Origin of the sequence: Nostoc sp. (assembly GCF_036919675.1) — a bacterium.
In the GTDB taxonomy this organism is placed as follows: domain Bacteria; phylum Cyanobacteriota; class Cyanobacteriia; order Cyanobacteriales; family Nostocaceae; genus Nostoc.
The window spans coordinates 113,273-138,653 of the sequence record NZ_JBALCP010000102.1 but is presented as its reverse complement, the minus strand read 5'-3'; the positions used below and the strand labels follow the sequence as shown (position 1 = coordinate 138,653).

At 43.0% G+C, this 25,381-nt stretch carries 25 protein-coding genes; 12 read left to right on the top strand and 13 right to left on the bottom strand.

Going from position 1 to position 25,381, the window contains the following annotated elements; genetic code table 11:
* Window positions 1–524: 524 nt before the first annotated feature.
* The 5 genes from V7K49_RS23000 to V7K49_RS22980 all read right to left on the bottom strand — a co-directional run bounded on the left by V7K49_RS23000 (window position 525) and on the right by V7K49_RS22980 (window position 4,948).
* On the bottom strand, window positions 525–1,157 hold the full coding sequence (locus tag V7K49_RS23000; RefSeq protein ID WP_335207653.1) for a pentapeptide repeat-containing protein: 633 nt from the start codon (window positions 1,155–1,157) through the stop codon (window positions 525–527).
* Window positions 1,100–1,873 carry a hypothetical protein gene (locus V7K49_RS22995; protein WP_335207652.1) on the bottom strand — a complete coding sequence of 258 codons (774 nt, stop codon included), beginning with the start codon at window positions 1,871–1,873 and terminating at the stop codon, window positions 1,100–1,102. The genes V7K49_RS23000 and V7K49_RS22995 overlap by 58 nt, the downstream gene beginning before the upstream one ends.
* Window positions 1,874–2,382: 509 nt before the next feature.
* A complete protein-coding gene (locus V7K49_RS22990; protein WP_335207651.1) occupies window positions 2,383–3,123 on the bottom strand; it encodes a tetratricopeptide repeat protein in 741 nt (246 codons plus the stop codon).
* Window positions 3,124–3,291: 168 nt separating this feature from the next.
* The gene (locus V7K49_RS22985; protein WP_335207649.1) at window positions 3,292–4,416 is read right to left on the bottom strand and encodes a Rid family detoxifying hydrolase; all 1,125 of its coding nucleotides are present in this window, start codon (window positions 4,414–4,416) and stop codon (window positions 3,292–3,294) included.
* Between the two features lie 100 nt (window positions 4,417–4,516).
* Window positions 4,517–4,948, bottom strand: a complete 432-nt coding sequence (locus V7K49_RS22980) for an NUDIX hydrolase (RefSeq protein ID WP_335207647.1) — start codon at window positions 4,946–4,948, stop codon at window positions 4,517–4,519.
* 153 nt (window positions 4,949–5,101) lie between these two features.
* Between V7K49_RS22980 and malQ the strand changes: the two genes are divergently transcribed.
* Window positions 5,102–6,610 carry a 4-alpha-glucanotransferase gene (gene malQ, locus V7K49_RS22975; RefSeq protein WP_335207645.1) on the top strand — a complete coding sequence of 503 codons (1,509 nt, stop codon included), beginning with the start codon at window positions 5,102–5,104 and terminating at the stop codon, window positions 6,608–6,610.
* 155 nt (window positions 6,611–6,765) lie between these two features.
* Here malQ and V7K49_RS22970 read toward each other — a convergent pair whose 3' ends face one another.
* A complete protein-coding gene (locus tag V7K49_RS22970; RefSeq protein WP_335207644.1) occupies window positions 6,766–7,581 on the bottom strand; it encodes a helix-turn-helix domain-containing protein in 816 nt (271 codons plus the stop codon).
* Window positions 7,553–8,368, bottom strand: coding sequence for a pseudouridine synthase (locus tag V7K49_RS22965; protein ID WP_335207642.1), 816 nt, complete (start codon window positions 8,366–8,368; stop codon window positions 7,553–7,555). Before V7K49_RS22965 ends, V7K49_RS22970 begins: the two co-directional genes overlap by 29 nt.
* 135 nt (window positions 8,369–8,503) lie before the next feature.
* Here V7K49_RS22965 and V7K49_RS22960 point away from each other — a divergent pair, with 135 nt between their 5' ends.
* Window positions 8,504–9,217 carry an LmeA family phospholipid-binding protein gene (locus V7K49_RS22960; RefSeq protein ID WP_334873292.1) on the top strand — a complete coding sequence of 238 codons (714 nt, stop codon included), beginning with the start codon at window positions 8,504–8,506 and terminating at the stop codon, window positions 9,215–9,217.
* Window positions 9,218–9,626: 409 nt separating this feature from the next.
* On the opposite strand, the gene V7K49_RS22955 is transcribed toward V7K49_RS22960, so the two are convergent.
* Window positions 9,627–10,514, bottom strand: a complete 888-nt coding sequence (locus V7K49_RS22955; RefSeq protein WP_273766656.1) for a phosphatidate cytidylyltransferase — start codon at window positions 10,512–10,514, stop codon at window positions 9,627–9,629.
* A 149-nt stretch (window positions 10,515–10,663) separates the two neighbouring features.
* A complete protein-coding gene (cbiT, locus tag V7K49_RS22950) occupies window positions 10,664–11,266 on the bottom strand; it encodes a precorrin-6Y C5,15-methyltransferase subunit CbiT (RefSeq protein WP_334873296.1) in 603 nt (200 codons plus the stop codon).
* 94 nt (window positions 11,267–11,360) lie between these two features.
* Here cbiT and V7K49_RS22945 point away from each other — a divergent pair, with 94 nt between their 5' ends.
* The 3 genes from V7K49_RS22945 to V7K49_RS34770 all read left to right on the top strand — a co-directional run bounded on the left by V7K49_RS22945 (window position 11,361) and on the right by V7K49_RS34770 (window position 13,633).
* On the top strand, window positions 11,361–12,791 hold the full coding sequence (locus V7K49_RS22945) for a serine/threonine protein kinase (protein ID WP_334873298.1): 1,431 nt from the start codon (window positions 11,361–11,363) through the stop codon (window positions 12,789–12,791).
* A 387-nt stretch (window positions 12,792–13,178) separates the two neighbouring features.
* Complete coding sequence (locus V7K49_RS22935; RefSeq protein ID WP_334873301.1) at window positions 13,179–13,406, top strand: DUF2188 domain-containing protein; 228 nt, start codon at window positions 13,179–13,181, stop codon at window positions 13,404–13,406.
* Between the two features lie 77 nt (window positions 13,407–13,483).
* Window positions 13,484–13,633, top strand: a complete 150-nt coding sequence (locus tag V7K49_RS34770; protein WP_442942320.1) for a KTSC domain-containing protein — start codon at window positions 13,484–13,486, stop codon at window positions 13,631–13,633.
* Between the two features lie 279 nt (window positions 13,634–13,912).
* Here the strand turns inward: V7K49_RS34770 and V7K49_RS22930 are convergent, their stop codons facing one another.
* Window positions 13,913–14,059 carry a hypothetical protein gene (locus V7K49_RS22930; RefSeq protein ID WP_334873303.1) on the bottom strand — a complete coding sequence of 49 codons (147 nt, stop codon included), beginning with the start codon at window positions 14,057–14,059 and terminating at the stop codon, window positions 13,913–13,915.
* Window positions 14,060–14,206: 147 nt separating this feature from the next.
* Between V7K49_RS22930 and V7K49_RS22925 the strand changes: the two genes are divergently transcribed.
* Window positions 14,207–14,380 carry a Sec-independent protein translocase subunit TatA/TatB gene (locus V7K49_RS22925; protein ID WP_334724757.1) on the top strand — a complete coding sequence of 58 codons (174 nt, stop codon included), beginning with the start codon at window positions 14,207–14,209 and terminating at the stop codon, window positions 14,378–14,380.
* Between the two features lie 57 nt (window positions 14,381–14,437).
* Here V7K49_RS22925 and cphA read toward each other — a convergent pair whose 3' ends face one another.
* Together cphA and V7K49_RS22915 are read right to left on the bottom strand one after the other, a co-directional pair.
* Window positions 14,438–17,143 carry a cyanophycin synthetase gene (cphA, locus tag V7K49_RS22920; protein WP_335067991.1) on the bottom strand — a complete coding sequence of 902 codons (2,706 nt, stop codon included), beginning with the start codon at window positions 17,141–17,143 and terminating at the stop codon, window positions 14,438–14,440.
* Between the two features lie 469 nt (window positions 17,144–17,612).
* On the bottom strand, window positions 17,613–18,476 hold the full coding sequence (locus tag V7K49_RS22915; RefSeq protein WP_094348499.1) for a cyanophycinase: 864 nt from the start codon (window positions 18,474–18,476) through the stop codon (window positions 17,613–17,615).
* Window positions 18,477–19,012: 536 nt separating this feature from the next.
* Between V7K49_RS22915 and trmD the strand changes: the two genes are divergently transcribed.
* The 6 genes from trmD to argH all read left to right on the top strand — a co-directional run bounded on the left by trmD (window position 19,013) and on the right by argH (window position 25,132).
* Window positions 19,013–19,732, top strand: a complete 720-nt coding sequence (gene trmD / locus V7K49_RS22910) for a tRNA (guanosine(37)-N1)-methyltransferase TrmD (RefSeq protein ID WP_334873307.1) — start codon at window positions 19,013–19,015, stop codon at window positions 19,730–19,732.
* Window positions 19,733–19,759: 27 nt separating this feature from the next.
* Window positions 19,760–20,245 (top strand): 2-C-methyl-D-erythritol 2,4-cyclodiphosphate synthase, encoded by a 486-nt coding sequence (gene ispF / locus V7K49_RS22905; RefSeq protein WP_335207641.1) that lies wholly within the window; start codon window positions 19,760–19,762, stop codon window positions 20,243–20,245.
* A gap of 458 nt (window positions 20,246–20,703) precedes the next feature.
* Window positions 20,704–22,488 carry an ABC transporter substrate-binding protein gene (locus V7K49_RS22900; protein WP_335207639.1) on the top strand — a complete coding sequence of 595 codons (1,785 nt, stop codon included), beginning with the start codon at window positions 20,704–20,706 and terminating at the stop codon, window positions 22,486–22,488.
* A 77-nt stretch (window positions 22,489–22,565) separates the two neighbouring features.
* Window positions 22,566–23,354, top strand: a complete 789-nt coding sequence (gene larB / locus V7K49_RS22895) for a nickel pincer cofactor biosynthesis protein LarB (RefSeq protein ID WP_335207637.1) — start codon at window positions 22,566–22,568, stop codon at window positions 23,352–23,354.
* A gap of 107 nt (window positions 23,355–23,461) precedes the next feature.
* Entirely contained in the window at window positions 23,462–23,668 is a 207-nt protein-coding gene (locus V7K49_RS22890; protein ID WP_335207636.1) for a hypothetical protein, read from the top strand.
* Window positions 23,669–23,743: 75 nt separating this feature from the next.
* On the top strand, window positions 23,744–25,132 hold the full coding sequence (gene argH, locus V7K49_RS22885; protein WP_335207635.1) for an argininosuccinate lyase: 1,389 nt from the start codon (window positions 23,744–23,746) through the stop codon (window positions 25,130–25,132).
* Window positions 25,133–25,206: 74 nt separating this feature from the next.
* Here the strand turns inward: argH and V7K49_RS22880 are convergent, their stop codons facing one another.
* Entirely contained in the window at window positions 25,207–25,374 is a 168-nt protein-coding gene (locus V7K49_RS22880; protein WP_012412073.1) for a hypothetical protein, read from the bottom strand.
* Between the last annotated feature and the right edge of the window lie 7 nt (window positions 25,375–25,381).

Genomic DNA, 25,381 nt, shown 5'->3' with positions numbered 1-25,381 from the left:
CAGGATGTGGAAAACCTCTCTCTAAATCTCTCTCCTTTGAGGCTACGGTGTACACACAAGTCGTATCACCCCCCTTAATCCCCCCTTATAAAGGGGGGAAATGAGATTTCCGGTTCCCTCGCCTTCACAAGGGGAGGGTTAGGGTGGGGTAAAACCTGTCTTCTTCAGCTATTTTCAGACTTATGTATACACCGTAGCCTCAAAGGAGAGAGACTTTGAATTTTCTCCCTTATATCTCCTATATGCGGTAGGAGTACAGCATTACGTAGGCGTAGCCCACCACAGGCATCGCTTGTATTTAACGCAAGCTGCAAGTGCTATATTTATACAGAATTACCTGAGCGATCGCCTACACCTTCTAAGAAGGGCACAGTTGTAAAGGCGATCGCTTAATATTTTTATACAATTACCTTGAGCGATCGCTGGTTTGGTAGGATGCGTTAGCAGCAGCGTAACGCATCGAAAGTATCTAGAATGATGCATTAAGAATGTAATGCACTCTACAAATTCTTAATGTTTGTAAGTCACTCATCGGAGTCTAAACCTAAACCCTCATTCAAGTCTGCTAAATTTTCGCCTTCAAGATTTGCCCCTACAAGAATCGCCCCTTTAAGATTTGCCCCTCCAAGATTTGCCCCTCCAAGATTTGCCCCTCCAAGATTCGTCTCTACAAGATTCGCCTCATAAAGATTCGCCTCATAAAGATTCGCCCCTACAAGATACGCCCATACAAGATTCGCCCCTTCAAGAATCGCCCCTTCAAGAATCGCCCCTTTAAGAATCGCCCCTTTAAGAATCGCCCCTAAAAAGTCTTTAAAAACTAAAACGCAACCTTGCAAATCCAAAAAACTCAGGCAATTCAAGCAAAACACATCACTATAAGTATTGATTCTTTGCCCTTGCAAACGGGAAATCCAGATACCGAAAGCTTCAGGAGTATGCCATTGAATCTTTGAAACTGTCTTTGTCACTCTAGCGCAAGCATTTAAGACAGCCAACAACGCTTCTTCTGCATTTCGTGCTTGTCGATTTTCTTCTTGAAAATCAGGTCTGGGATTCAAGCATTCCATCGGCATTCCATGACGCAACATAAAACCAATCAGATGGCATAATGTCTGCTGCCAATTGCCAACATCCGATGTATTCTGTAAAGGCATTTCATCCGCAACAAAGTTAAAAAGGTATTCTGTAAGGGAACATAAACTTGTTTTAAACCAAAAGCTTCTAAAAGCATCGGTTCTTCAACCTGTTTTTGTAGCCAAGCTAAATAACGCTGCCATGACTGTTCCCGTTCATTGGCTTGAGTAAAGGGGGTATCCAGTTCTTCTTTTAAACAGGCATATTTTTCTGGATGTTTTGCCCACTCTTCATGTAAAGCAAACACAAAATAGGTAGGAAAACGATGACTAATTGTCTGTGCCTGTGCTTGATTGACGCTAAAGTATTTTAACCAGTCGGCAAAAGCAGTTTTAATCGCTTCCAGAATCGGCAAATCTTTGGGACGGCTAAAAAAATTTTGGTCAATACGCAATTCTATACTTTCTAGGGAATCGTTAAGGCGATCGCACAATAGCTCAAGATGAGTCTCGTTTGGTTTTTTAAGCAGTAACCCTTGATTTCCTTTTACCAAACTCACTATTGCTTCTACCAAAGAACGGTAAATTAGTAACCAAGCAACTTCCTCTGGTGCTGCTGCTAAACCTAGTGCTGCTGTAGCTTCCACAGCATCTTTGGCTACCTCTTCCCACTTACCCAAGACCCCATCTATCACACCTTTGCTTAGTGATTTGAATAGTTCCTTAAAGTCAGCTTTAATGGGTTTATTCCATAATGCAACAGGTTTGCTGACTGAAAATCCAGAGGTATTGCTCATAACTGTTGTATGACGCTGGTAGATGTACTGAGCCAATATATTTCAACAAGGTTTTATGATATTTTTCCTGAAAACCAGCAGTAAATTTAATAATTTATCAAGATAAACTTCTAATTCCAGGCTCAAAGGCTCAACTGTCACCCTCAAAAGCTCAAAAATGCCCTGGCGACTGGAAGTCGCGGCTATACAGACAAAACCTGCCTCCGCAGGTTACAAGAATCTTGGGATACAAAACCTGGTAGGGGCATAACATTGTTGTACCGCTATAAATAACGTGTATTATACATACTTTTTTAGGATACTTAATTTCAGTATTTCCAAAGTTAGTTATAAAGGCGATCGCCATTATCAAAAGGGCACAGTTGTAAAAGCGATCGCTATTTCTACTGGAAATTAGATCACCTCAGTTAGAGAAGACTGCAACAACTGTCGCATGGATGTAGCCTGCACATGATTAGGAAAGACAGTTAAAAAGTAATTTAGGTCTTGGATAGCTACATGGATACGCTCTAAGGAAGCACCTTGAGATAAGGTATACCGATAAATTGCTCTGCTGGTTGAGTATATTGAGCAGCTAAATAATAAAGGGCTAAATTAAAGGTGTTACGCCAGTCTTTAGTATCTTTTTCATAATGCTGTTTAGCAAGCTTGATAGCAAGTGCTAAGTCAATTAGCGCTTTGTTTGCTTGGTTAAGAGCTAGGTAGCTTAAAGCGCGATCATACAAATACCAATCATCGTGAGATTTTAAGCCAATAGCGCAGTTGAAATCTGCAAGAGCTTCATTGTACCGCTTAAGTTGGAGGAAAGTTTGACCGCGACTTGCGATCGCCCAGTCAAGTTTGGGGTTAAGTTCAATCGCGCGGTCAAAATCTTCCAAGGCTTGCGTATAACGCTCCATTAAACGGTAAGTTTCACCTCTACTTGCGATCACCCACTCATATTTTGGGTTAAGTTCAATTAAACGGTAAGTTACACCACGAATTGTGATCGCCCAGTCATATTTTGGGTTAAGTTCAATTAAACGGTCAAAATCTTCTAGGGCTTCCGTGTAACGCTTCATTAAATGGTAAGTTACACCACGATTTGCGATCGCCCAGGCATATTTAGAGTCAAGTTCAATAGCGCGGTCAAAATCTGGAAGAGCTTCTTCGTAACGCTTCATTAGACGGTAAATCTCACCACGCCAACCTAGAGCAATTGATTGCCATTTAACCTCAATTTTAGAATTTTGTAGGACTGCGGTAAACATTTCTAATGTAAGTTGGTAAAAATTTTCGTCATAGGCTTTTAACCCACTAGTACCGCAAGGCGGAAGTCAAAAGTCAAAAGTCAAAAGTATTAAGGAATATGGAATTTGCATCGCAAAACAGAACCATCAAATGTAACCGTTAAGATTTTGCTCATTGATACGTTCCTTCTAACCGCTAATTACAGCGATCGCATCAATTTCTACCAACACATCTTTAGGTAAGCGCGATACCTGAACACAAGCCCGCGCCGGGGCTGTATCTTCAGGAAAATATTTAGCATAAATGGCATTCACCGCCGCAAAATCATTCATATCAGCTAGAAATACAGTGGTTTTCACCACATCTTGAAAAGTCGCACCAGATGCTGTGAGGATGGCTTCAAGGTTAGCTAAAACCTGCTCGGTTTGCTTTTTGACATCATCAGTGTAGACGACATCACCAAGGCGGGGATCGATGGCAATTTGTCCAGCGATGAATACAAATTGACCTGAAGCTGCGATCGCTTGATTATAAGGGCCGACTGGTGCGGGTGCGTTATCAGTACGAATTACTTTACGAGTCATAGATATTACTTTTTCTAATGATGTTTCCTGTTTACCGATTTCACCCTCAGAAGCGATCGGCTTGTAGACTTCTCCATCTGGCATTATCGCACCAGTGAGGTCTGCATCTTTAAAGGTTGCCCCATAGATATTTGCCCCAGTTAAATCAGCCCTTCTCAAGTTTGCACCATTAAGATTTGCCATCATCAAGTTTGCATCTGACAGACAAGCTCTTTCTAAATTTGCTTCTTGCAGACAAGCTTTTTTTAGGTTTGCTTTTTCTAAGAAGACCCTAACTAAATCTGTCTGAGCTAAATTTACCTCTGATAAATTACATTTCTCCAAAGTGACTCCCCGGAGTATGGCTTTCTGGAGATTTGCACCTTGAAGATTTACTTCAGTTAGTTTTATCTGAGTAAAGTTTGCTTTAGTCAAGTCTGCCCCACTTAGATTTGCATTACTCAAACTTGCACAACTTAAATCCGCACCACTCAAGTCTGCCCAACTAAGATTGATTGAACAACCCTCTATCTTACTCAAATTTGTATTTATTAAAGATGCTCTGCTGAGGCTAGTATTATTAAGTTTCGCCCTAGTCAGGTTTGCGTCACTCAAATCTGCTCCATTCCAATTTGCACTAGATAGGTCTATATCACTTAGGTTTGCACCTTTAAGGTCTATGCCTTGACGATTTTTAGTAAACTGCCGTCCCCCCGCGGCGTATTTCTCTAACAGTTCCTCAGCGTCCATAATGCACCTTTAAATACCACTGACACAGTATAATCACAAAAACTTTGTGTCATAGGTATTCCTCTCCCCTCTTCCTTGGCGTCTTGGCGGTTCGTCCCTCCTACCCCAACCTCGGACGTATCCCATAATGCCGATATCGCCAATAATCCTGCAAAATGCGATCGTGATCAAAACATAAATTACCAGGCACACGCCAAGACTCAAAAATGCCTACACCCTTAGCATCATCCCCAGCCATCGGTTTCCCCGTCGCTGTCGCCAAAAACACAATGCTAATCGTATGCTGACGCGGATCGCGATCGGGGTTAGAATACACCAGTAATTGTTCAACTAACTCCACCTGCAAACCCGTTTCTTCCTCAGCTTCCCGCTGCGCCGCAACTTCCACGGCTTCCCCATAATCCACAAAACCACCAGGAATAGCCCAACCCAAGGGTAGATTATGTCTTTCAATTAACACTATTGGCCGATGAGGTCGATCTACTAGTTCAATGATGATATCAACTGTCGGTGTAGGATTTCGGTAAGTCATAATCTGTTAACAGTGAACAGTTAATAGTTAACTGTATTTGTTAGCTCTGTGACAACTGATAACTGATAACCGAATGCTGTTCCGTGATAGATTCGATGCGATCGCCTAGCGTGTCGATCAGATAATTGCTTCCTCTCATAATTCAGGTTAAATATGCCTTTTCCTAGATCAAGTGGCATTTTGCTGCATCCCACATCTTTTCCCAGTCGATTTGGCATTGGGGATTTAGGCTTAGAAGCTTATCGCTTCATCGATTTTCTCAAAGAAAGCCATCAACAATATTGGCAAGTTTTACCTTTGGGCCCCACTGCATACGGTAATTCCCCGTATATGTGCTACTCGGCAATGGCGGGAAATCCCCTGCTGATTAGCCCAGAAAAACTGCGAGATGAGGGTTTGCTAACAGAAGAAGACTTTGCTAATTTACCAGGATTTCCGGAAGAAAAGGTAGATTTCAAGGAGGTTGTGCCGGTTAAGATTGGGCTACTCAAAAAAGCCTATGAACATTTTAGAGCCAATGCCACACCCATCCTCCAAAAAGAGTTTGAAGGTTTTTGCGACAGCAAAGCCTATTGGCTAGATAATTACGCCTTATTTATGGCGTTGAAAGATGCTAACGAGAATGCAAACTGGCATACATGGCCGTCAGAACTTGTCAAGCGTGATCCACAAGCAATGGAGCAAGTACAGGAGCGGCTCAATGGAGAGATTTCTTATTACAAGTTTGTCCAATTTGAGTTTTTCCGCCAGTGGTCAGAGCTTAAAAGCTACGCCAATATGCGCGGTATTGACATTATCGGCGATATTCCCATCTACGTAGCTCATGATAGCGCTGATGTGTGGGCGCATCCCAACATCTTTTGTCTAGATGAACAGACAGGAGCTGCCGCCCAAATGGCAGGAGTCCCACCAGATTACTTTAGCGCCACCGGTCAATTGTGGGGCAACCCAGTTTACAACTGGGAGGAATTGCAAAAACAAGACTTTAAGTGGTGGGTACAGCGCTTTGAGGCAATGCTGGATTATGTAGATATAATTCGCATTGACCACTTCCGGGGCTTCGAGGCTTATTGGTCTGTGCCTCAAGGTGAAGAAACTGCCATGAATGGTAAATGGGTGGAAGCGCCTGGAGATGCTTTTTTTGAAGTGATTAGGCAAAAGTTGGGCAAACTACCCGTCTTAGCAGAAGATTTGGGAGTAATTACACCAGGAGTAGAAGCGCTGCGAGACAAGTATGAATTTCCGGGGATGAAAATTTTGCAATTTGCCTTTAGTGCTGATGCCGCTAATCCATTTTTACCATTCAATTATCCGCGCAATGCTGTAGTTTATACCGGGACTCACGATAATGACACTACTTTAGGCTGGTTCGATACAGCAAGCGACCAGGAAAAGCAAAACTTGTTGCTTTATTTAGGTTCTATCAGTCCTGAAGGCATCCACTGGGATTTAATTCGCCTAGCTTTGAGTTCCATAGCCAACCAAGCGATTATTCCCTTGCAAGATATTTTGGGATTAGGGAACCAAGCGCGGATGAATTTTCCCAGTATTCCTGAGGGTAACTGGGAGTGGCGCTATCAAACAGCAGCGTTGACACAGGAATTAGGCGATCGCTTGAAAGTTCTTACCGAACTAAATGGACGCGCCCCACAACAACAGTGAGGTAGGGGGAGCAGGGGAAGCAGAAGCAGGGGGAGCAGGGGAAGAAAGAATAACCAATACTTCGGCTTCTCTACGAGACGCTAGGCGTAGCTTGCTTCCCCGCAGGGGTACGCTCAGTACAAGTGCCCAATGCCCAATGCCTCATACCCCATATTTCAAAACTTAGGCTTGGCAGCAATCCTAACTTCTTCCTCTTTCCCCGGCTCTCCCATTTCCTTTGCTTTTTGTTGATTGACGCTCATCAACACACCACCAGCATTATCAGTTTTCACTGTCAGTTGCTTTTGGGCTTTCCAAATCCGGTGAGTTCCCTCTGGCAGAATACCCTCAAACTCGGTTTTGCCATCGGCCACTACGCGAATCCAAGATGACGCTTTCAAAGTGACACCAATCTGTACAGCCCGTCCCTGTTTGACGCCGCTAAGGGTATCGCTGACAGGCTGAACTTTCACTGACTCTTTTAGTTGGGCTATTTCTGGTTTAACGACAGATTTTTGTTTTGGAGATGGCTGGTTTTGACTATTATTTGCTTGTAGTACAGCATTATTTAATAACTGAGATAAGCCATTTACAGAGCATACAATTAGAAATATGTAAAGAAAGTAAAGATGAATCGGGCGTAGTTGACTCAGAGGTGAAGTATTCCCCATACCTTGGGGGTTCACTTGTGCAGAACTGATCGGAAAAGTGCCAGAAAATTCTACTCCATTCAAACCTAGTGCCTCGGCAAATTGCCTAATCAAACCCTGAATATAAATTGGTTCTGGCAGCTCGGTTAAATTACCTTCTTCGATCGCCTGCAATAATCGCCGAGAAATCCTGGTCGATACAACTACTTGCTCTAAAGATAGACCCTGTTCTTGACGCAATGCCCAAAGTTGAGCGCCCAATTCTGCTAACTTTTCGGCTCGTTCTTGCTCTAATGAAATTGATGGCTGGTGATTATTCTTCTTCTTTCTTAGCCATTTCATGCCTGCTGACACTCCTTAACTCCGCTGAATCTTTAATAGGTTGCGTTATCTGTTCTTGCAAAAACTGAATCTCTTGATCTTTGAGGGAACGATATTTCCCCTCTGACAAAAAGGGTTCTTTTAAAGTTTGTAATTGAATTGGGCCGATAGCAGTCCGATGCAGCTTGATTACTGGGTATCCTAACTGTTGCGCTATCCGGCGAATTTGGCGATTTCTTCCCTCCTGCAACACGATTTCTAAAAAGCTTTGCTCGGCACGACGTTCTATGAGGTGTACCTTGGCGGCCCTGGTTTTTCTACCTTCCAACATCACACCCTGACGCCACATTTGCAGCACTGTTTCTGGAGGATGTCCTTTGACCAAAACATGATATGTCTTGGAAATGCTGTGGCGTGGATGCGTTAGTCCAAATGTCAGATTTCCGTCGTTTGTCAGGATTAATGCTCCTGTAGAGTCTGCATCTAAACGCCCAACTGGGTGAATACCTGAACCCTCTCGTAATTCTGTCGATAGTAGATCCAGGACTGTTGGTCTGCGGTGAGGGTCGTAGCAAGTAGAAACCACGCCTGCTGGTTTATGCAGCAATAGATATATTAAAGCCGGACGCTGCTTTTCGGATATAGGCTTACCATCGATCGCGATCGCATCTTTTTGGGGATCAACTTTTTGACCTAAATGTGCTATTACCCCATTAATTCGCACCCGTGAGTGCCTAATCATTTCTTCGGCTTCACGACGTGAGGCGATACCCCATTGAGCAAGAATTTTTTGTAACCGTGCCTCCATGTGGAAATTGCTTATTTACTGTTAACAATTAAATGATATTTGCATTTTGTAGCGAGTAGGCATAAATGTTACATTTAAGGCAAGTTTTAATCTATGTTCGGTCGTTAAGCAAATACTCATAAACAAATTGGTTAGATGCCAGAGCAAAATTCCCAAACAAGAAATACCAATAAAATCCGCATAATTACGCAGGTACTCACAACAGCCCTAAAGCTCTGGTTGAGAACGCAAGTCAGCCAAATATCTGAATTAGAAGTGGAGATTAAAGCGAGCGATCGCCAAATTCTCTCTGGACGCATTCCCTTGGTATCTATATTTGCTACTCATGCCGTTTATCAAGGTCTCCTGATTACAAAAATTCAATTAATTGCAGAAAATATTCGGATAAATATCGGCTCAATAGTCAAGGGACAGCCACTGCGACTGTTAGAAACAGTACCAGTGGTTGGCGATTTGATCGTAGACGAGAAGGATCTGAATGCTTCTCTCTCATCTAACTTATTATCGACTGCTTTGAGTGATCTATTGGTTAAGGTTTCACCAACACATTACCCAGAGCCACAACCAATTAATTGGCAAGAAATTCTCCTTCAGAACAACCAAATTATACTGCGAGGCATCAAAGTAACCAATAGTCAAACAACACCTCTAGAGATTTGTCTGGGCTTACAATTACTCAATGGCCATGAGTTGCGACTGGCAAATATCCAAATCAAGCCCGACCAAGGAAATATATTAGAGGACAATCATGAGTACAATTTGGATCTTGGCTCAGATGTTGATATCCAAGAACTAACGCTGATCCCAGGCAAGCTAGTGTGTCGTGGGCGCATTAACGTTAATCCTTGATGATTAGAAATTAAAAATTAAAAATACCAATTACTTACTTTACAGCTATTTTCAGGTAAATAGACCACGAGGTAGGGGCGCAAGTCCTTGCGCCCCTACGACAGATGTGGTTCAAATACTTGAATTCTGCTGTAAATAATATAACGCTTCTCGAAATAAGGGCAGGGGGCATACTTCTCTACGAGAGGCTGCGCCCAACTCTTGGAGAGGCTGCGCCAACGGCTACATTCAGGACAAGCTCAGTAACCAGGGGGGCAAAGGAGTGGAGTTCAAAAACTCGTCAGCGAGTATCAAAGACTCATTCACGAGTATCAAAGACTCATCCCTTATTCCCCATGTCCAATGCCCAATACTTCTCTACGAGACGCTGTTGCGTTCGCTCAGTACAAGTGCCCAATACCCAACTCATCTATTCTGTTATCAGCGGCAAAAGTAGTGTTACGAAATAGTAAACCAGAGGAGCTGTGAAAATATAACTATCGGTACGGTCTAAAATACCACCGTGACCGGGGATTAATTGTCCAGAATCTTTAACTCCAGCATCCCGCTTGAGCATAGACTCGGTAAGATCCCCTAAAAGACTAGCAATGCCAATCAACAAACCCAATGCTAAACCAGTAAAAAGGGATCTGGGCAAGTGGAGATAATAGGCTCCTGCTATGGCTACAGCAACACTTGAAGTAATGCCAAAAACAGCACCTTCTACAGTTTTTTTCGGGCTAATCTCAGACAGACGGGTTTTCCCAAAGAATTTGCCAATAGTGTAAGCGCCGATATCGGCTGCCCAAATACACAAAAAAGTCAGCAGTGTTGCTGTAAAACCTTGTGGTAAAGACGCCGAATTTGCCTTTTCCCAGAAATCTGTCCAGGTTATGGGCCAGTAACCTCCGAAAGGAAGATTGCTAAAAGCAGCACTATCAATCGCTCGTAACCGCACCCAGTAACTCGGCAAATAACCTACGTAAAATAGCCCCATAATAGAAGCGGAAACATCAGCGATCGTGGCAAATTTGGGTTGAAACAGTAAATAAAAACAAATAAGTGTACCAGCTAAGGGCATTACAGCGTCAGCTAAACTGCCATCAAGGGTACAAATCACCAGCAAGACTTGGCTGACAGCCATAGTGGTTTTAGCGGCGGGAGCGATGCCTCTGGCTCGCACCAAATTAAAATATTCCTCTTGACCCAAAAAGACGATAACCGCAAACATGATGGTAAAGTACCAACCCCCCAAAAGGGTCACACAAAGAGCAAGAGCGATCGCAACAATTCCACTAATAATCCGAGACCAAGGCATAAAAGTATTTTGGATTTTGGATTTTGGATTTTGGATTAGAGATTAGGTATTCGAGATTAGGGATTGGTAATTGTGGCTTGGTTTGTGATCAACTATGACCTAAATCCCCAATCTAAAATCTAAAATCTAAAATCTAAAATCTTTTTGATTTAGTCTAGTTTCTCACCACTGAGGATAAAAATGGGATCAACGGCAGTAAAGGTTTGAGAAAAGCCGCGCGTCTCTAGGCGGTTAACCGCAGATTGGACAACTTCGATATTTCTAGCCCTTAACAGGGAAAAGCTCTGGGAAATAGCATACAAGCTTTCTAGATTAGCAGCTGTGGCTACAACCCGACCGGATGGTGGTAAATAATGCCAAGCTGCTTGCAGAATTTCCTGAATGGGGCGTCCTCCCTCGATACAAACGCGGTGAGGAGTAATCTTAAGATCATGTAAACACTCTGGGGCGCTACCTTCAATTACTTCGACGTTTTTCACCTCAAAGCGATCGCAGTTACGCTTGATCAGATTAGCTACTTCTTCATCCCTTTCTATAGCGATAATCTGTCCTTTTGGACATAATAGCCCTACCTCTACCGGAATTGTACCTGTCCCTGCGCCAATATCCCACAACACAGAATCTGATTTTAATCGCAGTTGGGCAATTAACAGTAGTCGGACTTCTCGCTGGCTCAGGGGAATTCCTGGCAAATGCTCGAATAAATCATCGGGAATACCAGGGGTAATATAAGGCCAAAGTTGGGAGGGCATAAAACTACGCAATTATACTAAAGATATTGGCAGACCACATTGAAAAGCCATAAGCTATGAAAACTTTTCAAACGTAGCGTTATAACAAACTATAATGATTGGCGAAATATTAGGCGATGTCCAAGGACAAGATGCTACGGGTCTGTGCTACCAAGTTCAGCAGCTATTAGGAAAAAAAGCAGGGCGGCGGACGCTGTTAGCTCGTGATTTGAAAACTCAAGAATTAGTTGTCATCAAGTTACTCTCTTTTGGTGGTGATTTTGAATGGGATTCACTCAAGTTGTTTGAGCGGGAAGCTGAAACTCTAAAATCTTTGTCACATCCCTTAATACCTCGCTATTTAGACTATTTTGAGGTAAATTCACCAACTATCAAAGGATTTGCTTTAGTACAAACTTATATCCCCGCACAAACTTTAGAGCAATACTTACAAACTGGGCGGACTTTTACTGAAGCAGAAGTCAAACAGATAGCCAAAGCACTTTTAGAAATTCTCATTTATCTACATGGGCTGTATCCGCCTGTTATCCACCGTGATATTAAGCCTAGCAATATTTTATTGGGAGAGCGTTCTGGTAATACTGTTGGTCAAGTTTATCTAGTAGATTTTGGTTCAGTGCAAACTGTCCTCGGTGCAGAAACTGGGACTAGGACTGTGGTGGGTACTTATGGATATATGCCACAGGAGCAATTTGGTGGGCGTACCGTTCCTGCCTCTGACATTTATAGTTTAGGCGCAACCTTAATTTATTTGGTAACGGGTACTTACCCAGCCGATTTACCCCAAAAGGATTTTCGCATTCAGTTTGAACAAGCGGCTCATTTGAGTCCCAGCTTTACCAATTGGTTAAAGTCGATGACTGAACCCACTTTAGAACGGCGTTTTAGTTCTGCTGCTGTTGCGCTCGCAGCTTTAGAAAAACCACAACCGATAAATTTGCCTGCTTTAGTTGTAGGCAAACCAGATGGGAGTAAGATTCAACTAACCAAAAATTGGGATTCTTTAGAAATTATCGTTCCACCAGCTGGTTTTAATCCATCAATAGTATTCACAGGTTTATTTGCGATCGCCTGGAATTCATTTATCCTAATTTGGACAATTATCGCTCTTTCGGCCCCTTTTCCTGCCAATATCCCCTTTGCCTTGTTTTCAGTTCCTTTTTGGAGTGCTGGATTTCTGATGGTGTATAAATTTTTCTTTAACTTGTTTGGATGCATCTGCTTACGCTTGAATGCCAAAGAAATTGCCCTAACCTGGGAGTTGTTTGCTTGGAAATCTTATCGTCCCCGTGCATCACCAAGGCAAAGTGTTACTAAGTTGGTTTACATTCCCAAACATTTTACTAAAGATTCTGAAGGCACTAGGATTGCCGTTCCAGCACAATTGGATATTTGGGTAGGAGTAAGAAAATATCAACTTGGTGGTATTAGTGGTGTTATTAAATCTGAAGCAGAACTGGAATGGCTAGCTCATGAATTAAGCGATTGGTTAGGTTTGCCAATTACCAATCCAATTAGAAGTTAGTTGCGGCGATATTGTTTTAGAACCTTTTGCTGATTCTAATATGACAGGTCGAGTTGCAGAAACTTTACAAAGACGCTAGTTAGCTTTTGAGATTAATGAAGACTACATCATAAGCTCAAAACTGAGATTTGAAGAAAATGCTCCTTTATTTGTTGACAAGCATCAAATTGTCCGTCATGTAGAGATAGTTTCAACTTGTCAAGAAAAAGGTATTAATATTAAAATCTAAAATCAAAATGACTTTTGAGAGAGAATAGTTTTAAAAGTTGATTTTCAAAGAATAACAATTATTTAATAATTATTTAATATTGTTTCTACTACAAGATACTTACATTAGTAAAGGTTGTGTTAAGGTGTAAAAGTAGTTAAGTATAAATAATATCACTAATGTCTAAAGGTAAAAACCAACATATCGTCCCTCACTCTGAAGGTTGGGCAGTTAAGTCTGAGGGTGCTAGTAAGGCTACTAAAATATTCCACACCCAACAAGAGGCCATTGAGAAAGGGCGTGAGATTGCTATTAATCAGCAGTCGGAATTATTAATACATAACCGAGAAGGGCAAATTCGAGAGCGGAACAGCTATGGCAATGACCCGCACCCACCTAAAGGTTAAAGATTAGTGCATTAGTTCAAGATGGACTGTCAGGTGAGTAATTTTACCTGATATTTATTTTTTTATAGGAATAAAGAATGCTACGAACACGAGTTAGCTCAAGCGATTTACAAAGTGTTGGTTACGATGCCCCAACTTGCACACTTGAAATTAAATTTCATAGTGGAGGCATATACCAGTATTTTAAAGTTCCAGAAACTATTTATAGAGCAATACGCTTGAGTTAAAGCCAAAAACCTTAACCTACGGAGGTTAGGTTGAGGGACGAAACCCAACATTTTCGGGACTTTGTTGGGTTTCACTACGTTCAACCCAACCTACAATTATCCTTAACACAAGCGTATTCATTTATAGGGGACTAATGGCTGCTTACTCACATGGTAAGTATTTTCACGCTTACATCAAAGATTTATACTCTGATTAAAAAATAGCCTTAAAGACCGCACACTAAAAGTTTCTCTATCAAGTCTAGGTGATAGCTCTATTACTATAAACTGCTACATTTTTTAAATCAGCCGCAGCACCTCTAGCTCATGCTCTGACAAGGTTACAGGCTGAATAGACTGAGAAGATTTAGTTGCATTTTCACGGATTTGAGTTGGTGAATCACAGACTGAGCCACTTTGGCAGATTATGCCTAGTTGCTTTGCCAAAAGTTTTTGAGGACAAAAAGACTTATTTATATTGATTTTATTTATACCCTTTTCTCCAAGAAGGTGGAGCGCTTATCAGTGGCGAACTGATCGGATTTGAGCCATCAATGTCTATATTTAATTAAAGATGCCTTAGAGGAAATTTATATGTTTGGATTGGGATGGCCAGAAATCGCTGTAATTGCCATAGTCGCTGTTCTAATTTTTGGCCCTAAAAAAATTCCCGAACTGGGAACCGCACTGGGCAAAACCCTACGAGGTTTTAAGGAGGAGATGAAAACTCCCAGTGACGAAACCAATTCGGAACAAGAAAAACAATAGTCCAGGGTCAAAAGTGAAAAACTTTTAGATGCTGAACTTTGGAGTCTTGACTTTTGACTACAAAAGTGTATTAACAACAGAAGAAGGAGCGATCCCATTTTGGGAATCGATAGCAGTTGTGCCAGTATTTTGTTGATGTGTCTCTTCTTTGACTAAACCACGCGCCCTAATTAACTTAATAGCCCTAGTGACGCTTTCTGGCAAAATTACCACCAGACTGTTATTAGGAGCCATATCTAAGCCTTTATTTATCGCTTGGGTTTCATCCAGAATTGATTCATAGCGGCTATCCGGTTTAACTTGGGTAATGCCTTGAATAATCAACTGGGCGGCTGAACCTCGTTGGCGTCCCCGTGTGTCATCGTCTTCTTTGACAATGATGTAATCAAAAATTTGCGCTGCTAATTTGCCCAAAGTAACAAAGTCTTCGTCGCGGCGATCGCCTGGCCCACCAATTACGCCAATCCGTTGTCCTGTAGTCCAGTTGCGAACAAAGGAACCTACAGCTTCGTAACTGGCTGCGTTGTGGGCATAGTCTACCAAAGCGTGGTAGTTTCCTAAATTAAATAAATTCATTCGTCCTGGCGTTTGACTAACTGAAGCCCGGAAGGTCTTCAAACCAGCACGAATCTGCTCAATCGTGACGTTTTGTACGAATGCTGCCAAACTTGCTGCTAAAGCGTTGGCAATCATAAACGGTGCACGTCCGCCCATTGTTAAAGGTATATTTTCTGCTCTTTCTATGCGGTGTGTCCAATCACCTTTAACAATTGACAAATAACCATTTTCATATACTGCCGCTACTCCGCCCTTTTGGATATGCTTTCGCACCAATTCCGAGTCGAGGTTCATTGTGAAGTAAGCAATATTAGCCTTAGTTTTTTCTGACATGGCGGCGACGCGGCGATCGTCGGCGTTAAGTACCGCGTAGCCATCAGGGAATACAGATTCCGCTACTACACTCTTGAGGTTAGCTAACTGCTCAATGGTATCTATATCACCTATTCCTAAGTGGTCGGAGGCTACATTCAATACCACCCCCACATTTGCTGCTTCGAAGCCCAATCCAGAACGGAGAATTCCACCGCGAGCCGTTTCTAGCACTGCTACTTCCACTGTGGGATCTTGGAGGATGACGTGGGCACTTTGGGGGCCTGTGTTATCGCCAGCTTCTACTAAATAATCACCAATATATGTTCCATCGGTCGTAGTATAACCTACTACCTTCCCCGTCTGTTTATAAATATGTGCTAGTAGTCGGGTAGTAGTAGTTTTGCCATTAGTACCAGTAACGCTGAGGATTGGAATTTGGCTAGATTGCTCGTTGGGAAATAGCATATCCATGACTGCGCCGGCGACGTTGCGGGGGATACCCACGCTTGGGGCGACGTGCATTCGGAAACCAGGAGCGGCATTAACTTCGACAATCACCCCATCCACTTCCCGCAGCGGACGACCAATATCTGTGGTGACGATATCCAGTCCGGCGATATCCAAACCGATAATCTTGACTACCCGTTGTGCCAACCAGAGATTTTCTGGGTGAATTTCATCGGTACGGTCTACGGCACTACCACCTGTACTTAAGTTTGCCGTTGCTCTGAGATAACAAAGGGTTCCTTTGGGTGGCACGCTATTTAGGGTATAGCCTTGCCTTTCTAGCAGCTGGTAGCTGGTGCGGTCTAGTTCAATCTTCGTTAGGACATTATCATGTCCTTCACCGCGATTTGGGTCAAGGTTTGTTTGTTCAATCAGTTCGGCAATGGTCGATCTGCCATTGCCAATCACATGAGCCGGAACGCGTTCGGCTACTGCTACTACTTTGCCATTTACTACCAGTACCCTGTGGTCGCGTCCAACGTAATATCTTTCGACGATAATTGACCGGGAAACTTGTCTAGCAGCTTCGTATCCGGCTTCAGCTTCTTCCCAAGTTCTGATATCAATGGTGATCCCACGTCCATGATTGCCATCTACGGGCTTGATGACGATCGGATAGCCGCCAACGTATTCAATGGCTTGTTCCAAATCGTCTAGGAAGTTGATCACTGTACCTCTAGGTACTGGCGCACCAGCGGCAGCGAGGATGCGTTTAGTGGCTTCTTTATCGCAAGCTAGTTCTACGCCCAAAATGCTGGTGTTGTCCGTCATTGTGGCCTGCATCCGCTTCTGGTTGACGCCGTAGCCTAGCTGAATCAAAAAGCGGGCTTCCAGAGACATCCAGGGAATACCTCTTTTTTCTGCTTCTTTGACGATCGCTTCTGTGGAAGGGCCTAAGGAAGCATCACGGGTGAAGTCTTTCAGGTCTTGGATATCTTGCTCTAGTTCTGCCTTAGGATAACGGCCTCGATCAACAATACTCTGGCATAACCGCACCGCGGCTCGTCCAGCGTAGCGTCCCGCTTCCTCATTCAGGTACTCAAGCACTACTTGGTAAATTCCGGGTGTGGCAGTTTCGCGGGTGCGACCAAAGCCGACATTCATTCCAGCTAATTCCTGGAGTTCTAAGGCTACGTGTTCCACAACGTGGCCGATCATAGTGCCTTCTTTGACTCGCATTAGAAAACCACCACGACAGCCAGGCGAACAATAGTGACCCTCCAGACTCGGCAGCGCCTCAACTAATCCTTCATAAAAGCCAGGGATTTCATTCGAGGGCGTCTCACCAAGGGTTTCTAAATCGAGGCGCATGACGATCAGCTTGTGGCGTCGAATGCTCCAATAGTTTGGGCCGCGTAAGGTCTGGATCTTGAGGATTCTCATGGGAATAGGTAGATGGAGATTCGGAACCAAAATTCTAGTTTCTTACTGGAATTGACCGCTAAACTGTTCATTACAAACAGTTTTTTCTTTTTACATAGTATTCTCATCATTTTTCTACAATAAGAAATAAATGTGCGGTCAACCGACTTTAGATTTGAGATTTATGATTTTGGATTGAAAGAGACAATTAGGGTACTTAGCTGTGGGAATTTTAGATTGACGATAGCGTAGCGTTAAGGAGTCTTTGAGGGTTTTTTTGATTTGTTTTGCCCACTTTCTGGCGGCATGTGCCGAAAAGCTCTTTGAATCTAAAATCCGTCTTGAAAAGTTTGCTATGGAGAGAAACCAACGCCACTTGCAACAACGTTCTTAACACGTGCAACGCAGTGGCTCCTCCTTACAACTTTTCGCAAAATCCAAAATCTAAAATTTGCGGTCAACTCAGTGTAACCTCAGATACTCTATCCCGTCAGCTGGAGATTCGGTGTACAGCAGGCAATACAGTGCGCTGGTACAAGTGGAAGCGATCGCCATAGCTGAGGATATGCAGACGTAAATTATGCACGGTTAATGGTTCATTAGCACCAACATGGGGTTCGTTGGTGTGGGTGAGTTCAGTGGGATCAACAATGGTGACACTGCCTTTACCCATAACTTGTAGCCAACCATCACGTTCAAACACTGCACAAGTATCTTCGTCAATGCCAATACCTAAGCGATCGGGATGAGCTGCGATCGCACTAATCAGCCGCCCCATCCGATTCCGGTTGTGAAAGTGTTGGTCAACGATTACTTCCGGAATAAATCCCAAACCCGTTGCCATATCGACTAGGGAACGATTTGGCGTCTCTCCACTACCGCCGCCAGCAATCATATGATGCCCCATCACTGCCGCTCCGGCACTGGTGCCTGCTAAGGTAAGTTGCCCCGCCCTAACTCGCTGCCGAATAATTTCCATTGCTGGCGTATCTGCCAATACGCCACAGAGACGCAGTTGGTCTCCTCCTGTCAAAAATACCCCACTACAGGCTTCTAAGGATGCTTTGATTTGGGAGGCTTCACACTGTTCCCGTTCGCGGATGTCTAAAATTTCTACCTTCTGGGCACCCATTTCTTCAAAAATGCGAATATACCGACCACCGATGATGGCGGGTTCGCGAGAGGCAGATGGAATAATTGTAATATAAGCCTTACTAGCACCGGCACGTCCAAAAAAAGTTCGTAGGATTTCGCGCCCATGAACTTTGTCTTCTGCGCCTCCGATAACTAGAACGGCGGTTTTAGTTGCTTGGGGTGTCCTCATTTCCAGCGATTTAGCTTGTAATTGCGGCATTTTGTTTCTCCTGTCAACAACTTCAGGTGAATTTAACAAGGATCAGTTGCCTGATGATTTTTGCGCTTTGCTTCTTTGAGAGGACACTTTTTGGAAGTTTGGAACTGAGTCAGCCACTCTCCAAATTCTCGCTTAACGCTCGCGTTGCCTCAGTCTAAACGTGTTCATTCCCATCCTCAAAGCCAGGGCCTTGTTTTTCACCTGTCCACTTGCAGCAGGGCAAAATAGTCTTTAGGGGGCTAGATTCCCCCTCTGGGGCTGGGGACGAGCAGTTAAGACTATGCTTTTTTATGAGGCTGGCTCGATGCATCCTGGAAGTTGTTAACTTGATATGATTATTAATTTAAATGTACTTGTGACAACATTTAAACATAAATTAAGTAATTAGAAAAACTTTTGATCCCATCTAAAATCCAAGAGACCTGGTAGTTTTAGATACTATTGATAAAGTTTAACTGGAGTTTGACTCGACCTTGGCTTGGCGGTGTTTGCTAGACATCCAAATTTAAGATTAGTGTCCTCGAATACGAATAACTGTGCGCTTTGATATAGTTACACTTTTTCCTGACTGTTTTAACTCTGTTCTCAATTCTGGGTTACTGAGTAAAGCCTTAGCCAAACAGATTGCCCAAGTGCATCTGATTAATCCACGGGACTTTACCACTGACAAACACCGGAAGGTGGATGATGAACCCTACGGGGGCGGCGTAGGGATGCTAATGAAGCCAGAACCTATTTTTACCGCTGTGGAGTCGCTGCCAACTCTACCCCGAAGAGAAATAATTTTGATGAGTCCACAGGGTCAAACAATTAATCAACCTCTTTTGAAAGAATTGGTGACAAATTATGACCAGTTAGTAGTTATTTGCGGGCATTACGAAGGAGTGGATGAGAGGGTGCTGCATTTGGTAACTCGGGAAGTATCTTTAGGCGATTTTATTCTGACTGGCGGCGAAATTCCAGCAATGGCTTTAATTAATGGCGTAGTGCGACTAATACCAGGAACCGTTGCCAAAACAGAGTCCCTGACAGCAGAAAGTTTTGAGGAGGGGTTGTTGGACTATCCTCAATATACTCGTCCTGCCAATTTTCGTGGTTTGAAAGTGCCTGATGTATTGCTCAGTGGAAATCACGCAGCGATCGCCCGGTGGCGTTACGAACAACAAATTCAAAAAACCCGCGATCGCCGCCCTGATCTCCTGGAAAAATTGGAGCAGGAGGAGCAGGGGAAGATGAAGGAGATTGAAAATAACTAATAAACAATCCCCAATAATAAATAACAAATGACAAAAATTCGGATTGGTAACGGCTACGATATTCACCAATTGGTAAGCGATCGCGCTTTGATTTTAGGCGGAATTAAAATTCCCCATGAACTGGGTTTGTTAGGTCACAGTGACGCTGATGTGTTAACGCACGCAATTATGGATGCGATGCTTGGGGCATTATCTTTGGGGGATATTGGTCATTATTTTCCCCCTAGCGATCCTCAATGGGCGGGAGCAGATAGTTTAGTACTATTAACTCAAGTACATCAACTGATTCAGGATCAAGGCTGGCAGGTGGGAAATATTGACTCGGTGGTAGTAGCAGAACGTCCAAAATTAAAACCGCATATTCACAATATGCGCGACAAACTAGCGGCTATTTTAGAATTACAACCAAATCAAATTGGCATCAAAGCTACTACGAATGAAAAATTAGGCCCCGTTGGACGAGAAGAAGGTATATGTGCTTATGCTGTTGTCTTGCTAGTTGCTTTTGAGTAACTTGTTTTTGGTGCATCATAATCGTGAGGATTTAAATTAATAGATTGATATGAGATAACAACCAAGCAGAAATGATTACATTGTCTACTAGCATCCTGAATAAGAGCTTAAATAGAACTATTCTAGAGAAAAGCATTGTACACAAGTTGATTTTAGAGTGCATAATTCACTATGAACATTTACATCGTGAATAAATACAAATAGTATAAATTCTAGCATCGCTAAATCAAGGGATGAAATTTGATGTATTGAAGTCTAAAACTTCTTATCCTCTCTGTGCCTATGCGTGAGATAAATCATCCCGCAAATATGCACACCAAAGTTCTAATAAATTCGGTAAATAGAAAGTTTTAGAGGTTATACAGAATACTGATACTCAGTTTTTCGATAAAATCCAAAATTTTTTTGATTGGTTACAATCTTAGTAAAATTCATTCCAGTATTTGTGTATTAAAACTATGAAATTTGCTAATATTATTCTTCTTTTAATTAAACGCTTTTGGTTTTTAATAATTTTGGTTTCAGCCATAGCACTTACAGTTAGTGCCTGCAACCCAGCTAACTTTAAAAGCTCGGCTGCTCAAGTATCTCAATTAGTAGATAGTATTCTGACTGACCCCAAAACCTTTAACTACCCTCTTAGCCAAGAGTCACCAAATATTTTTGGTCTGACTTATGAAGGATTAACTACCCAAAATCCTATAACTGGGAAAATCGAGCCAGACTTAGCCGAATCATGGCAAATTTCTGACGACAAATTGCGATTTGTTTTTACTCTAAGAGAGGGATTGAAATGGTCTGATGGTCAGCCATTAACGACAGATGATGTGGTGTTTACCTTCAACGATATTTACCTCAATGAAGCGATTCCGACGGATGCTAGAGATGTCTTACGGATTGGTGAAAGTCGTGCATTACCCAAGGTGCGAAAAATTGATGCTCGGCAAGTTGAATTCATTAATCCGGAACCATTTGCGCCGTTCTTGGTAACTATAGGATTACCAATTTTGCCTGCCCATAGCTTAGAAAAATCTGTAAAGACAAAAGACCAAGAGGGTAAGCCAACATTTCTATCAATGTGGGGCGTTGATACTCCTCCCGATCAAATTGTTGTCAACGGTCCTTATAAGTTAGAGCGCTATGACACAAGTCAACGTGTAATTTTCCGGCGCAACCCTTACTATTGGCGCAAAGGACCAAAAGGAGAACCCCAACCTTATATTGAACGGATAGTGTGGCCAATTGTGGAATCAACAGATACTTCACTGCTACAATTTCGTTCTGGCAGTTTAGATACTGAAGGAGTTTCACCAGAATATTTTTCTTTGCTGAAGGGGCAAGAAAAGCAGGGTAATTTTAAAATTTACAATGGTGGACCAGCAACTGGTACGACGTTTATTTTGTTTAATTTGAATAAAGGTAAAAGGGATGGAAAACCCCTGATAAATTCGGTAAAGTCGAGTTGGTTCAACACTGTGGAATTTCGGCAGGCAGTAGCTTATGCTATTGATCGCCAAACAATGATTAACAACACTTTTCGCGGTTTAGGTACTCCACAAGATTCATCAATTTCTGTGCAAAGCCCCTATTACCTTTCACCTAAGGAAGGGCTAAAAGTTTATAATTACGATACGCAAAAAGCGAAAGAACTGCTATTAAAAGCAGGATTTAAATATAACGACAAAAACCAACTAATAGATGCTCAGGGGAACCGCGTCCGCTTCTCGTTATTCACTAATGCTGGGAACAAGATCCGTGAAGCAATTGGCTCGCAGATTAAACAAGACTTGAGTAAAATCGGGATTCAAGTCGATTTCACTCCACTGGCATGGAATACTTATACAGATAAGCTTTCTAACTCCTTAGACTGGGAAGCTTCGATGCTGGGTTTAACAGGTGGATTAGAACCGAATGATGGGGCTAACGTCTGGTCTCCCGAAGGTGGATTGCATATGTTTAATCAAAAACCCCAAGCAGGACAAAAGCCGATTGAGGGTCGGGAAGTGGCTCCTTGGGAAGCAGAAATTGGTAAGCTTTATATTAAAGGAGCAAGGGAGTTAGACGAAGCGAAGCGAAAAGAAATTTATGCCGAGACCCAACGGATTACCCAGGAAAATTTACCGTTTATTTATCTAGTTAACCCCTTGTCACTGTCAGCTGTACGTAATCGTTTTGAAGGTATCAGATTCTCCGCCCTTGGTGGCGCATTATGGAACATTTATGAAATTAAAGTAATTGATTAGTCATTAGTCATTAGTCATTAGTTGTCCATTAACTAATGGCTAATTATAAATAACAAAGCACAAAGGACAAACGACTAATGACCGATGAAAAAACCTTGCGATCGCTCCTCGAAGCGGTTGCCAATGGTAAAGTTACACCAGATATGGCATTAGACTCACTCAAAGACTTAGCCTATGAATCTGTGGGTGAGTTTGCCAAAATTGACCACCATCGCCAGCTAAGAACTGGTTTCCCAGAGGTGATTTGGGGCCCTGGTAAAACTCCCGATCAAATTGCTCAAATTATGGAGGTGATGCGCCTTCGTAACCCGGTAGTGATGGCAACCCGCATTGAACCAGCAATTTATGCCGCACTGCAATCAAAAGTTAGCGGTTTGCAATATTACGAATCGGCGCGAATTTGTGCGATCGCTCCTCCTATTATCGAACCACAATTCTGGGGTGAAATTGGCATTCTTTCTGCTGGTACAGCTGATTTACCCGTTGCCGAAGAAGCTGCTGTCACCGCTGAACTTTCTGGTTTTCGGGTACAGCGCCTCTGGGATGTTGGTGTTGCTGGGATTCACCGCTTATTAAGTAACCGCCACCTGATTGAGTCAGCATCGGTGTTGATTGTCGTGGCGGGGATGGAAGGCGCTTTACCCAGCGTTGTCGCTGGTTTAGCGAGTTGTCCTGTGATTGCCGTACCCACCAGCATCGGTTATGGCGCAAGTTTTGGCGGTTTAGCACCTTTATTGACAATGCTTAACTCTTGTGCTGCGGGAGTAGGCGTAGTAAATATCGATAATGGTTTTGGTGCAGCAGTGTTGGCGGGGCAAATTTTGCGAACAGCCGAGAAATTGCGGTTGGCATCGCCTGGATCTTGAGTTAAGACATTAAAGTTATACCCAATATTTCAGTACCATATCAGTATTTAATGTAAAAAATAAACTGATACTGAAATTTGCCACCCCCAACTTCTTAATCACCAAATATGAGCCACTACAACGATTTGATATCTCAGCTATTTTGGCATTTACCTGTAAATTTGATGGTGCTAGCACAAACAATTACCGACCCAGACGTTATGGGTCAGATTCAAAAATCTTGGAGCCATTTTATACAAACAGGTCAAGTGTGGGCATTGTTGATTGGTTTAGTCATTGGCTATATGATTCGGAATCTAACTAGCTACGGTTAAAGCAATTTTGGATTTTGGATTTTAGATTGATGATTAATCTAGAATCCAAAATTGATGCCCACTCCCCTCATATTTATGACCAAAGAACAAACTTGGAGTCAGCGATTTGAATCAGCTTTGCATCCGGCGATCGCTCGTTTTAATGCCAGTATCGGTTTTGATATTGAATTAATAGAATATGACCTCACTGGTTCTCAAGCTCATGCCAAAATGCTAGCTCACACGGGCATTATCTCCCAACAAGAAGGAGAGCAACTGGTTGCAGGTTTAGAAAAAATTCGCCAAGAATACCGCCAGGGCAAATTTCAGCCTGGTATTGATGCTGAAGATGTCCATTTTGCAGTTGAACGACGACTGACAGAAATTGTCGGCGATGTGGGAAAAAAGCTGCATACAGCGCGATCGCGTAATGACCAAGTTGGCACCGATACCAGACTCTACCTGCGCGCCCAAATTCAACAAATCAAAAGCGAATTGCGAGAATTTCAAGGTGTTTTACTAGATATAGCTGAAAAGCACGTTGAAACCCTGATTCCTGGTTATACTCACCTACAACGCGCCCAACCCCTGAGTTTAGCTCACCACCTCTTGGCATATTTTCAAATGGCGCAACGCGACTGGGAACGCTTAGGAGATGTTTCTCGCCGCGTGAATATCTCACCTTTGGGGTGCGGTGCTTTAGCGGGAACGACTTTCCCGATTGATCGCCACTACACAGCCAAACTCTTGGATTTTGAGGATATTTATGCTAATAGCCTTGATGGAGTCAGCGATCGCGATTTTGCGATCGAATTCTTGTGTGCTGCTAGCTTGATTATGGTTCACCTCAGCCGCCTTGCAGAAGAAGTCATTCTTTGGTCATCTGAAGAATTCCGCTTTGTCACCCTCAAAGATAGCTGTGCCACGGGTTCCAGTATCATGCCCCAAAAGAAAAACCCCGATGTGCCAGAATTGGTGCGGGGGAAAACGGGGCGTGTATTCGGTCATCTCCAGGCGATGTTAGTGATTATGAAGGGGCTACCCCTGGCATATAACAAAGACCTGCAAGAAGATAAAGAAGGTCTATTTGATAGCGTCAACACAGTCAAAGCCTCTCTAGAAGCGATGACGGTTTTGCTCAGGGAAGGCTTGGAATTTCGTACCCAGCGGTTAGCAGAAGCTGTGGCGGAAGATTTTTCCAATGCTACCGATGTAGCAGATTATCTGGCAGCACGGGGCGTTCCTTTCCGGGAAGCTTATAACCTTGTGGGTAAGGTGGTAAAAACTAGCATTGCCGCAGGTAAACTCCTGAAAGATTTGAAATTGGAAGAGTGGCAACAACTACATCCCACATTTGCAGCAGATATTTATGAGGCGATATCCCCGCGTCAAGTTGTGGCAGCCCGCAATAGTTACGGTGGTACTGGCTTTGTACAGGTAAGCAAAGCACTCATAGCCGCCCGCGCTCAAATTGCTGTCGAGTAATAAATAAGGGCGTACAAATAAATGTGCGCCCTAAAAAATAAATAATCTAAATAACAAGGATTTAAGCGGACAGCTTAGTCAGTGTCAGCTGCTGTTGCTGCGCCTTCTTCTTCTTCACTCTTCGGTGGTCTTTGTTGGAACCTTCTCTGCATTCTTCCTGTCGTAGTCCGTTTACGAAACTTTCTGGCATACGCCTGGTTCCGTAGCGCCTTTTCTTTTTTCGGGTTACGGCGCTTGGCCATGTTCACC

Coding starts and splice junctions, on each gene's coding strand:
- V7K49_RS23000 (WP_335207653.1), bottom strand. CDS start 1,157: ATGCCTTTACAGAATACATCGGATGTTGGCAATTGGCAGCAGACATTA.
- V7K49_RS22995 (WP_335207652.1), bottom strand. CDS start 1,873: ATGAGCAATACCTCTGGATTTTCAGTCAGCAAACCTGTTGCATTATGG.
- V7K49_RS22990 (WP_335207651.1), bottom strand. CDS start 3,123: ATGTTTACCGCAGTCCTACAAAATTCTAAAATTGAGGTTAAATGGCAA.
- V7K49_RS22985 (WP_335207649.1), bottom strand. CDS start 4,416: ATGGACGCTGAGGAACTGTTAGAGAAATACGCCGCGGGGGGACGGCAG.
- V7K49_RS22980 (WP_335207647.1), bottom strand. CDS start 4,948: ATGACTTACCGAAATCCTACACCGACAGTTGATATCATCATTGAACTA.
- malQ (WP_335207645.1), top strand. CDS start 5,102: ATGCCTTTTCCTAGATCAAGTGGCATTTTGCTGCATCCCACATCTTTT.
- V7K49_RS22970 (WP_335207644.1), bottom strand. CDS start 7,581: ATGAAATGGCTAAGAAAGAAGAAGAATAATCACCAGCCATCAATTTCA.
- V7K49_RS22965 (WP_335207642.1), bottom strand. CDS start 8,368: ATGGAGGCACGGTTACAAAAAATTCTTGCTCAATGGGGTATCGCCTCA.
- V7K49_RS22960 (WP_334873292.1), top strand. CDS start 8,504: ATGCCAGAGCAAAATTCCCAAACAAGAAATACCAATAAAATCCGCATA.
- V7K49_RS22955 (WP_273766656.1), bottom strand. CDS start 10,514: ATGCCTTGGTCTCGGATTATTAGTGGAATTGTTGCGATCGCTCTTGCT.
- cbiT (WP_334873296.1), bottom strand. CDS start 11,266: ATGCCCTCCCAACTTTGGCCTTATATTACCCCTGGTATTCCCGATGAT.
- V7K49_RS22945 (WP_334873298.1), top strand. CDS start 11,361: ATGATTGGCGAAATATTAGGCGATGTCCAAGGACAAGATGCTACGGGT.
- V7K49_RS22935 (WP_334873301.1), top strand. CDS start 13,179: ATGTCTAAAGGTAAAAACCAACATATCGTCCCTCACTCTGAAGGTTGG.
- V7K49_RS34770 (WP_442942320.1), top strand. CDS start 13,484: ATGCTACGAACACGAGTTAGCTCAAGCGATTTACAAAGTGTTGGTTAC.
- V7K49_RS22925 (WP_334724757.1), top strand. CDS start 14,207: ATGTTTGGATTGGGATGGCCAGAAATCGCTGTAATTGCCATAGTCGCT.
- cphA (WP_335067991.1), bottom strand. CDS start 17,143: ATGAGAATCCTCAAGATCCAGACCTTACGCGGCCCAAACTATTGGAGC.
- V7K49_RS22915 (WP_094348499.1), bottom strand. CDS start 18,476: ATGCCGCAATTACAAGCTAAATCGCTGGAAATGAGGACACCCCAAGCA.
- ispF (WP_335207641.1), top strand. CDS start 19,760: ATGACAAAAATTCGGATTGGTAACGGCTACGATATTCACCAATTGGTA.
- V7K49_RS22900 (WP_335207639.1), top strand. CDS start 20,704: ATGAAATTTGCTAATATTATTCTTCTTTTAATTAAACGCTTTTGGTTT.
- larB (WP_335207637.1), top strand. CDS start 22,566: ATGACCGATGAAAAAACCTTGCGATCGCTCCTCGAAGCGGTTGCCAAT.
- V7K49_RS22890 (WP_335207636.1), top strand. CDS start 23,462: ATGAGCCACTACAACGATTTGATATCTCAGCTATTTTGGCATTTACCT.
- argH (WP_335207635.1), top strand. CDS start 23,744: ATGACCAAAGAACAAACTTGGAGTCAGCGATTTGAATCAGCTTTGCAT.
- V7K49_RS22880 (WP_012412073.1), bottom strand. CDS start 25,374: ATGGCCAAGCGCCGTAACCCGAAAAAAGAAAAGGCGCTACGGAACCAG.